Origin of the sequence: Colwellia polaris (genome assembly GCF_002104515.1) — a bacterium.
Classification (GTDB): Bacteria; Pseudomonadota; Gammaproteobacteria; order Enterobacterales; family Alteromonadaceae; genus Cognaticolwellia; species Cognaticolwellia polaris.
In genome coordinates this window covers 858,053-872,977 of the sequence record NZ_NBOE01000001.1, presented here as the reverse complement: position 1 = coordinate 872,977, position 14,925 = coordinate 858,053, and the positions used below count along the sequence as shown (strand labels likewise).

Annotated in this window: 12 protein-coding genes; 4 read left to right on the top strand and 8 right to left on the bottom strand. The window is 34.5% G+C overall.

Annotated elements, in window-relative coordinates; genetic code table 11:
• Positions 1 to 10: 10 nt before the first annotated feature.
• Positions 11 to 712 carry a DUF262 domain-containing protein gene (locus tag B6A32_RS03925; protein ID WP_085301390.1) on the bottom strand — a complete coding sequence of 234 codons (702 nt, stop codon included), beginning with the start codon at positions 710 to 712 and terminating at the stop codon, positions 11 to 13.
• Positions 713 to 894: 182 nt separating this feature from the next.
• Between B6A32_RS03925 and B6A32_RS03920 the strand changes: the two genes are divergently transcribed.
• Complete coding sequence (locus tag B6A32_RS03920) at positions 895 to 1,266, top strand: hypothetical protein (RefSeq protein WP_085301389.1); 372 nt, start codon at positions 895 to 897, stop codon at positions 1,264 to 1,266.
• Here B6A32_RS03920 and B6A32_RS03915 read toward each other — a convergent pair whose 3' ends face one another.
• The 4 genes from B6A32_RS03915 to B6A32_RS03900 are packed head-to-tail and all read right to left on the bottom strand — an operon-like array spanning position 1,267 to position 7,762.
• Positions 1,267 to 1,761 (bottom strand): hypothetical protein, encoded by a 495-nt coding sequence (locus B6A32_RS03915; RefSeq protein WP_085301388.1) that lies wholly within the window; start codon positions 1,759 to 1,761, stop codon positions 1,267 to 1,269.
• Between the two features lies 1 nt (position 1,762).
• A complete protein-coding gene (locus B6A32_RS03910) occupies positions 1,763 to 4,435 on the bottom strand; it encodes a hypothetical protein (RefSeq protein ID WP_085301387.1) in 2,673 nt (890 codons plus the stop codon).
• Entirely contained in the window at positions 4,432 to 6,567 is a 2,136-nt protein-coding gene (locus B6A32_RS03905) for a hypothetical protein (protein WP_085301386.1), read from the bottom strand. Before B6A32_RS03905 ends, B6A32_RS03910 begins: the two co-directional genes overlap by 4 nt.
• A complete protein-coding gene (locus B6A32_RS03900) occupies positions 6,560 to 7,762 on the bottom strand; it encodes a tyrosine-type recombinase/integrase (RefSeq protein ID WP_085301385.1) in 1,203 nt (400 codons plus the stop codon). Before B6A32_RS03900 ends, B6A32_RS03905 begins: the two co-directional genes overlap by 8 nt.
• A gap of 277 nt (positions 7,763 to 8,039) precedes the next feature.
• On the opposite strand from B6A32_RS03900, the gene B6A32_RS03895 reads away from it, so the two are divergent.
• A complete protein-coding gene (locus B6A32_RS03895) occupies positions 8,040 to 9,161 on the top strand; it encodes a DUF3083 family protein (RefSeq protein ID WP_085301384.1) in 1,122 nt (373 codons plus the stop codon).
• 413 nt (positions 9,162 to 9,574) lie between these two features.
• Positions 9,575 to 10,135 (top strand): peptide-methionine (S)-S-oxide reductase MsrA, encoded by a 561-nt coding sequence (gene msrA, locus B6A32_RS03890; RefSeq protein ID WP_085301383.1) that lies wholly within the window; start codon positions 9,575 to 9,577, stop codon positions 10,133 to 10,135.
• A gap of 149 nt (positions 10,136 to 10,284) precedes the next feature.
• On the opposite strand, the gene B6A32_RS03885 is transcribed toward msrA, so the two are convergent.
• Complete coding sequence (locus tag B6A32_RS03885; RefSeq protein ID WP_085301382.1) at positions 10,285 to 11,130, bottom strand: tetratricopeptide repeat protein; 846 nt, start codon at positions 11,128 to 11,130, stop codon at positions 10,285 to 10,287.
• A 338-nt stretch (positions 11,131 to 11,468) separates the two neighbouring features.
• Between B6A32_RS03885 and B6A32_RS03880 the strand changes: the two genes are divergently transcribed.
• A complete protein-coding gene (locus tag B6A32_RS03880; protein ID WP_158088443.1) occupies positions 11,469 to 12,545 on the top strand; it encodes an HDOD domain-containing protein in 1,077 nt (358 codons plus the stop codon).
• 169 nt (positions 12,546 to 12,714) lie between these two features.
• Here the strand turns inward: B6A32_RS03880 and B6A32_RS03875 are convergent, their stop codons facing one another.
• Together B6A32_RS03875 and B6A32_RS03870 are read right to left on the bottom strand one after the other, a co-directional pair.
• Positions 12,715 to 13,869, bottom strand: coding sequence for an acyl-CoA dehydrogenase family protein (locus B6A32_RS03875; protein ID WP_085301380.1), 1,155 nt, complete (start codon positions 13,867 to 13,869; stop codon positions 12,715 to 12,717).
• Positions 13,870 to 14,126: 257 nt separating this feature from the next.
• Positions 14,127 to 14,924, bottom strand: a complete 798-nt coding sequence (locus tag B6A32_RS03870) for an undecaprenyl-diphosphate phosphatase (RefSeq protein WP_085301379.1) — start codon at positions 14,922 to 14,924, stop codon at positions 14,127 to 14,129.
• Position 14,925 lies beyond the last annotated feature (1 nt).

Below are 14,925 nucleotides of genomic sequence, written 5' to 3'. Positions count from 1 at the left end.
TATTTCGCATTTAAGCTTGTTGATAAAATAGCGGTAAATTTAATTTTTCGTATATCCGCTTTATAGGTGCTATATCTTCAGTAGCGTTAATTTTAGTGATAGCTAGATTATAATGAGCCACAGAAGTTAACGTATTGATTAAATAATCAAAATAGTCATCAAACTCTCTATTCGTTAGGCTTAGGCTACTTCTTACTTGTAGTAAAAATTTACCAATACCATTATTAAACTTGTTATTTATCACATCTGCTGCCAACAAGAATCTTGGATTAAATCGCTCTGACTCATGTTCCTGAAACGTCTTACAAAACGTCCCTAAATTAAGCACCTCTATACTTTGTTGATTTATGGGGAATTTTTCATTGATAATTGCCGATAAATCAAAATAATACAAAAACGTACTATCTGTACCTAAAAAGATATCAGAAATTGAAGCTAATCGTTGATAGCCATCAATAACATATTGCTGTGGTGCTGGTTTAAGGTTTGATGTTAATGCGGTGTTTAAAGGTTGCGTTGGGAATTTTTTTGACTCTATTGGCATTGTAACTATTGAAGTGATTGGAACACCCCTGATAATTGAATCGCCTAGTTTTTCGATATCTAGTACATCCCAAACAAAGTTTCTTCGACCTTGAAAATCTAAGGTAACGTAATGATTGTTTTCTATATTTTTTACTAATGTTTTTAAACTAATTTGACTATGGTTCATGACTTCTCCGTGATTGCGTTAATATCAACTTACTAGTAAAAAAAGTTAAATCAAGTACCTGTCTGTTAAAAAGTTTGGAGGTTGAAAATTAGATCCTATAATTGATTTATTGAAGCTTAAATCTGATATACCAGTGTAACTCCTTAGATTTAAAGCTTATTTTTTGGACGGAAGAATTAATAGTGACTGATAACATTAAAGAAAAATATGAGGCAGAATTAGAAACGCTACTTTTAATGATTAAGAGCGAACATCCATGTGAATATCTAGCAGTTAACCAACTAGCGGATGAGCTAATTCTCATCAATGAACATAATATTAACTCGCCATATGAGTCTGGTGAAGTACTTGAATTTAGCAGCAATGAGACAGAGTACATTCATAACAACTTGCAACGTTTATTAGACGACAAACAGATTGTTTTAAGGCATCGTCCTTTGAACTCGAATCAAACCTTTAACTTTCAATCTATGGTAGCATTTTTTGATATTTGGCGAGATGAAGTTGATGAACAAATCTATCAATACCAGTTTAAGTTTAAAGAGCTAGGTTAATTAAAACCCTAACGCATTCTTTAAATTTGGGTCTATCTTCTCTAAGATTAGATCCACTTGCTTCTTAACATTAGCTTCCTTAAGCTTTCCATTTTCATTTTTTAACCTATCATTTTCTTCTACCAATTCGTCTTTGTTATAGGCGACAGCACCACGGGATTTACGTTTGGCGGTAGTTTTTAATCTTTTATCTTTTAACTCTTCCAGTTCTTTATTGGTAGCATCTAAAAATGCTTTAAACCCTTCAGAATAGCTAGATTTTTGCGATAGCGTAGTATTAGCTGCGCCAATGTTATCGGCAACATTTCTAACACTTATTTGGTAGGATTTTTTATTCTCAAAATGGGATTTTCGATTATGCCGTTCAATATAATGAAGTCGCTCTTCTTTTAGCTTCAATACTTCTAAATACGCTTTGTACGAAACATTTTTTTTAGATACCCATTCTGGCAACTCATCTTTATTTTTTGCTGGTTCTTGAAAAAACTCTAACATGTTAAACCCTCGACTTTTTCATGTGTTCTGCAATAACATTTTCTATTACAGGCAAATACTGACTATTAGGCTCAAGGTCTTTTATATGATTACGTGCATTACGTAATGTTTCATAGGAAGAATTGACATACGCTTGAGGCAAATTATTGCTTTTAACAATATTAATGTCATTGGATAAATTCAAAACAATGTGTTCTAAATTAGTTGATTGCGTTAAATTATTGCTACAGCCTAAGCATATCTTAGGTGAAGCATTTTGCCGCTGCGGAAGACCGTCTTGAGCACATTTGGCTGTATGCTGTTGTCGCGTTTTAAGAATACAATACCCCCAAGGGTTTGACTTTATATCTTTAAATTCAAACTTGGCAAATTCTTCGATTTTTTTATCAAAATCATCGAGTGTCGATATGCTAGTATTTTTATAAAGTCTGCGTAAAAAGACATGTAACTTCCCTGAATACCCTTCAGAGTTGTTCATTAAGTAGTTTTTAAGTAACGAAGATATGACTTTTACTTTCACCTTATCATGCAGCCTACGGTTATCTTTATTTTTTATATAAGCTAACCACATTGATGAGCTTATATGTTTAAATTGGCTTCGAATCATCCAACCAGCATCACCGTCAAACCTTCTATATACAGCCTCTGCCCACATGTGCCTCAAAGCATGAGGAGTAGGGTAAATACAGCCATCAATTAATTCATTGGTTACTTGCTGAGTATATGTTCCCGTTATTTCTGCTTCAGATTTTATCTGACTAATTGCCAACCTAGTTTCTTCTGATAAGTGTCTATCTAGCATGTCTAAAACATTCGTAGGTAAGGTTCTTAATTTATATTTATAAAGCCACCCTTTTTTCAAAGCATTGCCGCTAGGGGTTAAAAAGAAAGATACACGTTCAAATTCAGCTTTAATTTTTTTCCAAGTAAAAAGTAAATTTTTGTCATTGGCTGTTTGTACTGTTCCTTGGGTATTTTCTGAACTTAACTTCAGTATATTAGCTTCATCAACACTAAGGCATACTCCTGCACTAAGCTTACCTTGAATATCTTTTATCTGAGATTGAAGCTCTAGCTCTTTAAAGGGTGGATAATGCTTAACAAAGTGTTCCCACATCGCTGGTACAGCAGAAAGAATTGGGTTACTTGATTGATGAATGTCTTTTTTCAAGCCTGTGTCAGGATATACACACGGCTTATCATTCTGTGAATTATTTAATAACGACAACATTTTAAGTAGCTTGTATGCCGAATATGATATTTCACGATTTAACTTTGTTTTACCGTTAGTTTTTGGGACATGCCATAAAACGTTATACCTTAATGGCATATATGATTGGTCTAGGTAGTCCTTATTTTCAAATACTTCAATGGCAGATAAAGGGAAACCAAACTCGCTTTCTCTCCAGCCTAATAGAGCTACAACTGAAGTAATTCCTGCATTTTTTACCATAGTAGCAAACGGTTTTAATAGCGTATTGTTTCTTCGTTTGGAAAAAACACCTATATTATTTAGGTATTCTTCAGTTGGAAAAGTGACTTTAACAGGTTCATTTTTTTGAGTAATTGAGTCAAGCAATAAAGAAAATTCGTCAATAGTAATGCTAGAGTTTAAATCATATAGCCATTGCTTAAGGTATTCTGACGTTCTATTTTCAACAATGAATTTTAATTTATCTAACACTGTCTGTGAAATATCACCGCTTATTAGTTGTTTCGCTAAATGCAATATTGCTTCGGGACTGGTTAATTGCTTTTCACGAAAAAGCTTTAAATAGCACTCGGTATAACGTTTATTTACCTCTTCAATTAAGGCTTTTATTTTTACTAAGTTTACCTTTCTATCTTTGACTAATTTTTCTGGTGGGATACCGATTAACGCTAAAGAAACATAATTAACTGTAGTAGGTGAAAGATTCCAGCCAATTTTTGAAACCAGCTCAGGCGCACTATTTAAAACAGCATTGGTTGCAATAGCTATTTCTATGTTTTCATTAAAAAAGGTAGCACAATGTTCTATGTAGTACTTTCCCTGATCTAGTGTTAAAAAGTTAAACGAGCCGCCTTCTATCCAATCTCGATAGGTTAAATCCTTACCGCTTAAGTCTTCTAAAACAGATGTTATTTTCTTTTTGATATTTCTTTTATTGACGGACTTAGAAAAAACAAAAGCTAAGTCATCCCTGTAACGAGTTAATTGCCAAATTTCTGTAGTATCTTCAGCCCTATAACTATGGAAAGTTTTTGGTGAAAGTCGTTTATGAAAGCTATTTTTTTGCCAAGAATTTAATAATGTGAATTCAAATAACTGGTATAAATTACCTAAGCCAATTTCTTCTTGGTCTGTTGTTATTAGATATGTAGCTAATAAACATAAGCCTTTAAATTTATTCTGATAACCTGCCGTACTAAAGCATTTTTCTGTTGCCTCAAGCCATAATAATTTTATGCTGAATATCAATTCATCTTTTTTATCTGCCCAACTAATTGATTGTGTTGCCATGCCTTTTAGCGGAGAAAAGTCTAATGTGATTATTTTGCTTTCACTTGTAAAATACCATTTATCAGCATGTAAATTATTCTTTTCAGAGCCAATTTTTGCATTAAGTTGAGATTGCAGGTCATCTAAATCAATATTACTATCAAGACTAATTTTCGCTGTATTTAACATCATGACGTTACTCCTCCTCTAAGTTCATCATCAAAAATATTGGGGAAATTTTTAAAGTTAGCGGAGTAAAACTTTTGAGCTTCTTTTACCGTACTAATTGAAAGTTTATCAAGAACATAGTGCATCCACTCAACGTTTACGAGTAAGGTTCTTTCAAAAAATTTGGGGTTTTTATCTAATAGTTTTTTAGCAAACAAATCTGCCTGTTTAATATAATGCAGCATGTTTACCGCTGTCTCTACGGAATCAACTACCATAACTAGTCCACTATCGTCAGCATCCTCAACCTCTGAGCCTTTATATTGCCCAATAGCGTTAACTTTCCCATCGGTAGTACCTGTCGCCTTTAATACCTTAGTTTTTATGATTTGTTCGTTTGTATGAATGTCGACAACTTTAACATTGGGTTTATAGATATTGGTTTCAATCTCGTTAAAAACTAAACGAGAGATTCTGCCACATTGATTCACCCAATCTTTATTTGAATCAGATAAATAAGACATTTTTTCTGTGTGAGCAGTATGGGAGTTATAGTTAACCAAATCACCTTCACGATATAAATCCGTTCTTGAATATACTGCCGAAGTTTTAATATGAGCAGGTCTAAAAATATTAATGGGTAATGGCTCATTTACTTCTTTTATATACTCTTCCCTCGTTTTATTTGAGTTTTTTCGCCATGTGTCATAAGAAATAGAGGTCGACTTATTTAACCCCAAGAATGATTTGTAGAAAAGGTTGCTAACGTCTCTAGAGATGAGCGCATTGGTTATTGTTTTAGATAGGTCATCGGTTTCTAAAAGCCTAAACAGAAAGGCAATCATAGAGGGTTGTGCTGTTCCTTCTATATAAGGCGTAACCAATCTTGGGCTTTTAGGGCATGCTTTTGAAAATAGTTCTTTTCGATCATCGGGTAAAATACTGAAATAATCGATAAATGCACTCAACTCAACATTGGATTTATTGAGCAATGGCGTTTCTTTATTGCCTCCTGCTCTACCTTTGTAATAAATACATTGCGCTAAAATAACGGTTCCTTGCGAGTTTCTTTCAAAAAGGAAGTCACTTTTCTTTAACTTTAAAACATCTTCTGGCTGCACCATTTGCGATGAAACTAACCAACTAAATAATAACTCTTCAATCGGTGAAGGTGAGTTTAAATATTGAGGTGTAAATAAATTCGATTTTGTAAAATTGATTTTTTTATTAGTTTTAGCGTGAAAAATAAAAGGGATAGCTTTTACCCCTTTGGTTTTGATTAATTCCATAATTCGCTTAAATGGGACTTGATTTACCAAGTCAATAAGCATGCACTGAGTTGATTTATCAAGTGGTTTTTCAGAATCAAAGTTAGCAGTTAACTGAAATAAGTTTTGACTGTATTTCGTTTGTTCTCTTGGTGTGAGCTTAGAGTATTCCTCTCCGCCTGAACAAAGCTGCTCCACGCTAATTTGGTTATTTTTGATTTTTTCTTTTAATTCCTTTTTCGCACTAATCAAATAAGACAAAGTTGTGGCAATAGTGACATTAAAGCCACCCATTAATAATTTTGGGCTTTCTAGCTTTAAAAATACCTCTTCTCCGATATAGCTTTTAAGCCAACTAATATTAAACCAATGGTTTAGCGTATGTGGGTCTCTACATGAGCTTTTGCTTGGTTTAGTCGTATTAATCAGTGTTACTAAATAAAGTATTTGTTCTTTTGGAAATTGATTACTTTCAATGCTATTAGTTATCAAACCCAATAAATTTGATAAACCTGTTGATTGTGGTTTTAAACCTTCTTCATTAACTTTAAAACTCTCAAAATCTTTTAAGACTTTGTATCTGTTAACACTGTCAAAACTATAGTTATTTAAAAATGAAACGAACTCTTTAATATGTCTTAAAAAATGACGTGTATCTTTTAATCGGAAAAACCAATCAGTTAACGTACCTTTCAATAAAGCTGAAAAGATATATTCAGCAAACGGACTGGCATTTGATAATGTGGCAAATTCTTGATTATCTTTACTTACGGATATTCGATTAGAATTAATTTGCAATTTTGATATTGGTGTTGGCAAAACCTGAGCAAAAGGGTCTATACCATCATCATTTGTCACAAAGCCCTCAATGATTTCATCGTTATGCATGAAACTCTCCTTGTTCAACTTGTAGCATCTGTTGTCTCATTCTAATATATCGAGTAGTCGTTTCTGGAGCTAAACCTTCTTTAGTAAACGCATGCCCTAAACGTTCTGCGACAACTATTAGTGCGGCTGATTCAGATCTAGTTTCTCTCCCGTCACTCGACATTAATTCCTCATGAAAAAGCTCTGTTCCAAATGTATGCCGTAATGCTTGATAACTTATGTGCTTATCAAAGAAATATGTTCTTTTTTTCACTCGGTTAAAAACATTACTTCCATGCTCTACAGATATATCCTTTCCTAAGCAGCAATTTGCTGCACACAAAAATAACATATCGCTATCTTTTTTCGACTTTTCAACAATGTCATTTCGTTCAGTTTCATAATAATCTTTCATTGCCAAAATAAGCTCCTTATCCAGAAAAATTTGCCTAGATTTTTTTCCTTTAGTGAACTTACCTTTGAGATAATATGCGAACTCACACTGTTCGTTATCAGGGTCTGATGCTTGCTTGAATAAATCTAATAGATTGCCATCTTTCTCCAACCGTAAACCACAATTTTCGCTTGTACGTAAGCCTACTTCATAACCTAAACGTAAAATCAGTTTTTCTGCTTTACTATTGCATGCATTTAGCAATTCAAAACGTTGCTGTTTCGTTACGTATTGAATGCTTTTTTCAACATCGGAGTTATGCGCGGCTTGTTGTTTAGTTTTACGATCAATTGTTATTTTTTTTGCTGGTTTGATTTTCAAATAATGTAAAAAATCGAAGTATGCGACAAATGAAGCACGATAAGCTTCTATGGTAGCTACTGACTTACCTGCCTCAAGCAAAGCCTCATTCAAGAATTTGTTTAAAAGTGTATGAGAGATTAAATGTGAATTGTGTACTGAAGGAGTATTGTGTTCTTTACGTAACTTGTTAATGTAAATTAATAAGTGTTTTAGGTGCGACAAATATGAGTCAATAGTGTTATCTAAAATATTACTATCGATAATTTCTATGATAGCCTCATTATTTATGAGGGTTTGTTTATCCTTGCGAACAACTTTTTTAATACAACCTGTTCTATTCATATATATAGAAAAAAGTAGCGGTAATATAATGACGTTACTTTCATCATCTAACAGAATATTTAGGTCTGTTAATTCCACTTCATTAATGGTTATTTTGCTTAAAGTTACTTTTTTCATGATTAATACTCCTAAGTGGATATGAATATAGTAACTAACTTACGTACTTACAAATTCATTACTTAGTAGTATATCAGCATTATATTTGATTAATCGCAGCAATTAATTCTGTATTATTTTCTACCGACATAAAGTTTGTTTGCTCAACCGAGCCCTCATATATTATTTATTATTGCTTAATTTACTGACATAAAAATGTCATGTCTGCTGCTTATAATCACATCATATTAACGAATTGGTATCAGTGTGATGCCTCAATTTGATACAAGGAATTATGATGTCAATAATTAGGAAGCGTAACGCAGCAGCTAAAACCTACATACCAACTAATGCGCGCGACAATCAGTATATCTTGGCTGAATTTGCTTTAACAGACGAACTGCTCGCAAACTTGCCTGCACAAATAGCAAAAGACGGCAGCAATAATTATTATGGCTGCTATCAAGCATTAGCTAAGTTATTGTTTACGCTAAGTGATGAAGGCGGCATAAAAAATAGCGTATTGGTAGCCAACAATAAATTAGTGAGAGTGCGTTATAGCCAAGAAATGCATCAATGGCAAACAAAACAACAAATCATATTTTATTACGATCCAAATCAACACGTATTACAAAATGCGTTTTTTGACGCCAATGTCAGAGCAAAAAAAATCACCTTGTTATTTTTAGCTTCAGGTACTGAGATTAGAATTGGTGCGGCCAGTTTTCACCAACGGGTTAAAACCCTACTTCAAAGCTTTGCAGAAAAAATTAAACTGCCATTAAGCGAAATACGTATGCGTGATCATCAGCATTTAACCTACGATATTTTTGCTAAAAACAAAGGCTGCAATACAAGTACAGCACATAAATTTAGACCTATTGCCCAAAGATATTCAAGTGAAAATGTTGATTTGCCTAACAATGTAGCTTCTATCACTTATGCCATTATCGACTTAACACTTGATCATAGAATTTCTCAATTGGTAGATATTGACGCTACAGCAAAAGACCCTTACAACCCACTTTATACTTACCTAACAGATACTTTTTCTTTAGTGGCGAAACGTTTTAACTTGAACAATGGTGCTTTAATTGCAAATGGATTAGTCCCTATTGTTAGAAACAGCTTACATGATTTAGTCTCTAAAGTAGGCGAATTACAAATGTTAGGCTACAACCCAAACCAGAGTCCTTGTGGCATAGTTAGTCGATGGCAGGCAGCTGAACTAGTTGATAATGTTCAGTTTATATTTGTTGCTAACAGTGAGAATGGCGAAGAACAAAACTATGCTAAATTTGTTAATCAAATTGAACAAGCTATGCGTTTATTAGCGACTGAATTAGAGCTTCCAACAGCAAAAGATGAACTAACTTTACGCTTTCATCAGCATATTGCTTTTAATCTAACCTCAGATTAATTTTTTCTAATTTCATATTGTAAACCTAGTGCTAACTAAGGCACTAGGTTCTCTATGTTTAATCTTATTGGCTTTAAAGTATAAGCTTTAATAAGCCGGTAAAAATGTCATCAATTTGTCATAAAAATAACTATTTTCCTAAACCTCGCTAAATAAAAAACAAACTCTAGCATTTGTTTTTTTGCTTTATACACGCTCACTTTAGTACTACTTCAACAATGACTCAGCGACAAGACTCCTGATCAAATCAATTTAACGAATAAATTATTTAATAAATTAACTCACAAAACATATAGACATCTAAACGGCTAGGTGATATCTTCTGAAAAAGTTAAACACATAGACGTCTAAACGTCTTATGTTTTCATCACGTAATTATGTTGTTCACTAGCAATAGTGAAGAGGAAAAGAAAATGAGCATCGAAAAAATAACTTTAGGCGCTGGCTGTTTTTGGTGTATTGAGAATATTTTTGCCCGAATTAAAGGCGTTGTTTCTGTAACCAGTGGTTATGCTGATGGCGATATTGAAAACCCAAGCTATGAACAGGTTTGTACTGGCACGACTAATCATGCAGAAGTAGTTCAAATCACATTTTCTCCTGAGCAACTTAGCGTTGAACAAATATTAACCGTGTTTTTTGCCATACACGATCCTACATCGATCAACCGTCAAGGCGATGATATTGGTAGCCAATATCGCTCAACAATTTTGTTTCACAATCAAGCTCAGCAAAAATTAGCTATCGCTCGAATTGCAGAGTTAACTAACAAACAAGCTTTTGAGCAGCCTATTGTTACTACAGTGAAGGCCGCTAATAACTTTTATAGCGCTGAAAGTTATCATCAAGATTACTTTACTAACAACCCAGAAAATAAATATTGCCAGTTAGTGGTTGTGAGAAAAATACAAAAGTTTCTGAATGAATTCTCTTATCTATTAAAAGATGAAGACTTAATACCTCAAGCAAGTTAAGTGTCAAAGCTTTCAGGCAAGTAAATGTTTGATAGCAAAAATTTTTCTATAAAAAACGCATAACAATATAATTGCTATGCGTTTTTTAGTTTTTATTAACGTTAAGTTTTAGCGTGAATAGCTGAGCTTAAGAATAGTCACAAACGGTGTTAGTACATAAGGGTATACAGTTTACGTCGATATTTTGTCGCTAAGGCATCGCCGTCTGGCAGTGACTTCAATACATCTAATAATAAATCTTTACTGGTAATATCTGCGCCATTACTTTGCACTAGCAAAAACAAAATTGCCAAAGCTTCTTCATTTCGGTTAACTTGGCTGTATTGCGCGGCTAACTTCTGCTTTAACTCTACATTTTCAGGATTACTTTGTAACTCTTGCTCAAGCGCTTGAATTTCTGGAGAATCGGCAGCTTGGCTTGCTAATTCTAACTTAGCCATTAATGATTTGAAGTGACTATCTTGATCAATCATTTTAATGCTATTTAGCAGCGTTTCAGCCTCAGCGATTTTACCTGTTTGAATATAAACATTTGCCAGCACTAACTTAATATCAGCACGTTCACTGTCAAGTTGATAAGCCTGGTTGATCACTGGAAATGCTTCTGTAATTTTATTCTCTAAAATTAATTCGTTAGCTTGCGCTAATAAAGCGTCTTCGGCTTTAGGTAAGTATTTCGCTAAAAATTCACTAATACTTTCATCAGTTTGAGGCCCAGTTAATCCATCTAGTGGCTGACCATCTTTAACTAAAATCGCCGTTGGTAAACCTTGAATACCAAACTGTTGAGCTATTTGCCCTTGAGTTTCACAATCAATCGTAGCGTATATAATCGTTTCGCCAGCATTCGCTAATGCGATAGCTAACTTATCTCGTAACTCCACACTTTCTGCTATTTGCTGGGCCCAAAAATCAACCAATACCAGTTTAGTTTTTGATTCTTCGAGAATAACTTGCTGAAAATTTTCTAAGGTAATCGCAATAGAATTTGCCATCAATGCAGTTCCAATAATAAAGACATATATTTTTAAGTGGGGTCAAACCCTAAAGATGCAAGCAAATGCCTTAAATATTTATTGTTGTCATCTAACGCCTGCGTTACAGGTGTGTTAGAAACTAATTACTTTTATTTTTTAATTCACATATCGTTTGGATTGTCGTGTATGCAACAGGCAAATAGCATTACATTTGACCAACATTATTAATAAGTTCATAATTTATCTAATTTTATTATTAAATAAGTCATGAAATGTCATTAGAATTTTTTGTTATAGTTTTCGTCATAATTACCTCGGTTCTCTGGTATTTAAAGCGAGGAAGCAGCACTAAAACAATGAGAAGAACTCAAAAAACTGTTGCTCAACGAAGTCAATTATCTACAGCGAAAATACGCAGCATAAACACAGTTATTCAAGCACCTGTACGCCTGATTCCAGAAATAAATAATAATCAGAATAGCGTTGTAAAAAATTCAAATGACTTAATGAATTTTACCTTATTACCTTTTGATGCTCTTGATCGTAATCAGCAACAAAAAATTAATGAAATAAGTCAGTGCTGCCGCCAACCAAATCCTTTATTGCTCAATTTGACCAGCGGTGAACTGGAGGCTAAAGAGCTAATATCTTTGATTAAATCTGATCCAGAAATGACAGCCAAGATCATCAATACCGTTAACTCTTCACTTTTTTCGTTACGACAGCCAATTGAAAGTATTCACCATGCCATAGTGTTTATGGGGGTTACATCTGTTAGAAGTATCGCTTTACAATTTATTTTACAACAAAGCGTTCCCTTTAAAGATGAAGCACAATCAGCAGCTTATAAAAGAATTTGGCTTTCTAGTTATATTGCGAGCTCATTAGTCTTTTTAATCGCTAAACACTTAAATAAAGAAAATGCGGCTGAATTGTCTACCTTATGTTTGCTTATAAGTTTAGGGGATATGACAATGCTTTCTTATCAACCTTCAATAGCCAATACATATTTAGGCAAAACATCACTACTTGAAAGAGTAGAGAATGTACAATCTTCTCTAGGTTTAAACTCCGCTGTAATCGGTAAAGCTTTGGCCGAACAATGGCAACTGCCAACGTCAATTGTGTCAGGAATTGCTACTAGCTTAACCCCTTTGATTAATAAACAATTAAACCGTGTTATGCCGCACGAAGAAGCGCAAAATACATTACTGTGTTATTTGTCTTGTCGACTAGGTGACTTAATTGCTTTTGAAGGTGTGAGTGATATTTTTAAAGTTGAAGATGACGGGTTGGCAGCTTTATGCGGTTCAGATTTTGCCTATATACAAACCAATATTGAGCAACTAGCACTTGAACAAGTAAGTCAATTATTTCGGGATGCTAGCTTTATTAATAAAGCTAAGCGACTGATCGCTCAAGTGGCCGCCTAGCCTATAATATTTATGCGCACTAAGTTTTGTATTTAGCGCTTAAATAACGCTCTAACCCTCGCTTAATTTCAAGCGTAAGTATAAGAGGTCAGAGCGTTTAGATTTTTAAGACTTAGAATTTTAAGACTTAGAATTTTATGGTTTAGGTTTTCAAAACAAGGTTAACTATTTAAACGTTTTGTAATAATTCACGAGCAATAATAACTTTTTGAATCTCACTTGTACCTTCATAAATTGCCGTTACACGCACATCACGCGCCATGCGCTCAACAGGGTATTCTTTCACATAACCTGCCCCACCCATTAACTGTAATGCGTCGTAACAAGCTTTGTTGGCATTTTCTGTGGCAAATAACTTTGCCATTGACGCTGCCATACCAAAAGGTTGACCTTGATCTTTAGTATACGCTGCTTGCATTAATAGTAATCGAGCCGCTTCCATTTCAGTGTAGCGTTCAGCTAACTTCCACTGCAACCCCTGAAAATTTGCGAGTGATTGACCAAATTGCTTACGATCTACAATATACGCTTTAGCATAATCAAGTGCAGCAAGACCAACACCCAGTGCTAATGAGCCTATACCAATTCGACCACCTGCAAGTTCACCAACAGCAACGCCAAAGCCTTTATTTTCTGCCCCCATTAACGCTGAGGCTGGTACGCGACAGTTCGTAAAGTTTACTTCGTTAGTTGGTGATGCTTTTTGGCCCATTTTCTCTTCGGCTTTACCTATGGTTATTCCGTCGGTATTGGCTTCAACAATAAAACATGAGATGCCTTTACCTTTTTTAGCTTCTGGGTCGGTAACTGCCCAAACTACGAATACATCAGCAAAAGAGCCACTGGTAATATAAAGTTTACTACCGTTAATAATATAATCATCGCCATCTTTAACCGCTTGCGTTTTCATACCTGCGGGATCTGAACCTGCTGTAGCTTCTGTTAAACAGAAACCACCAGCTCGGTATTCGCCACTACAAATTTTTGGTAGGTATTTATTTTTTTGTTCTTCATTACCTACCGCTTGAATAACTTCTGCAACCATATTAGTTACAGACGTTGTTACCGCTGTTGAAGCACAAGCGCGAGCGAGTTCGGTTATGGCTAAACTAAAAGCGACCGTACCAGCTTCAACTCCGCCATATTCAGCTTTAATATTTAAGCCCATAAAGCCTAATTCATTTAATTGAGCTAAGTTTTTTAAAAACAAGCTTTGATCTCTTGTTTCATCAAGCTCTGCCGCTACGGGGGCTAATTCACTATCGGCAAACTTTCTTGCCATATCTTGAATCATTATTTGTTCTTCAGTTAAAGACAAATCCATCAAAAATCTCACTTTTATTAGTTTAATATTAAGCGCTGCCGGTAATGGCTGGTGTTAATAATATTAGGACTAACGCTATTATTATGTGTAGTAAGCTATGCTGTTAATTACAGTTTCTAAACTCTGTTTTTTCAGTTCACTTTATTAATTACGTTTGTTAAACCGAATAAGTTTAAATTTTGTAAAGCATGGCTTTTTGGTTATATAGCAAAAACGCGCCAGGGCGCGTTTTCTATTAAATAATATTGTAACAACGATTACAGTACAAACCAAAGCAGACCAGCGCCCAAAACTAAGCGATAGATTACAAATGGCATCATACCTATTTTATTTACCATGATAAGGAAGTAATGAATACATGCATAGGCACTCACAAAAGCTAAAACACTGCCTAAGCCCATGGCTGACCAGTCAACCGCACCCGCCTCTAAAATAAGTTTTAAGGTTAAATAACTGCCCGCCATAGCAATTGCAGGTATCGACAATAAAAAAGAAAAGCGTGCAGCGTTTTCTCTACTTAAGCCTAACATTAGGCCGATAGTCATCGTAATACCAGAGCGCGACGTGCCAGGAATTAACGCAATGGCTTGTGCTAAACCAATTAACATTGCGCCTTTAAAGCCTAAGTTCTCAATACTTTTATTTTGCTTAGCTTTAATATCAGCAAAACCAAGTAAAAAGCCGAATAATAATGTGGTTGCCGCAATCACAAGTGCACTACGTAAGTGCTCTTCAATAAAGTCTTTACCTAATAATCCAAATAGCCCAGCAGGAATAGTGGCAAAGATTATCCACCAAGCTAATTTTCCATCAAAATTATTACGTTCGCCTTTTAAAGTACCAAACCAAGCCACAGCCATGCTGCCTACTTCTTTACGAAAATAAAGTACAACGGCTAACAAAGTACCTACATGAACAGCTACGTCGAATGCTAAGCCTTGATCTTGCCAGCCTAAAATAGCTGAAGGTAAAATTAAATGCGCAGAGCTAGAAATAGGTAAAAATTCTGTTAAACCTTGAATCAACGCTAAAATAAAAACTTCTACAGTGCTCATA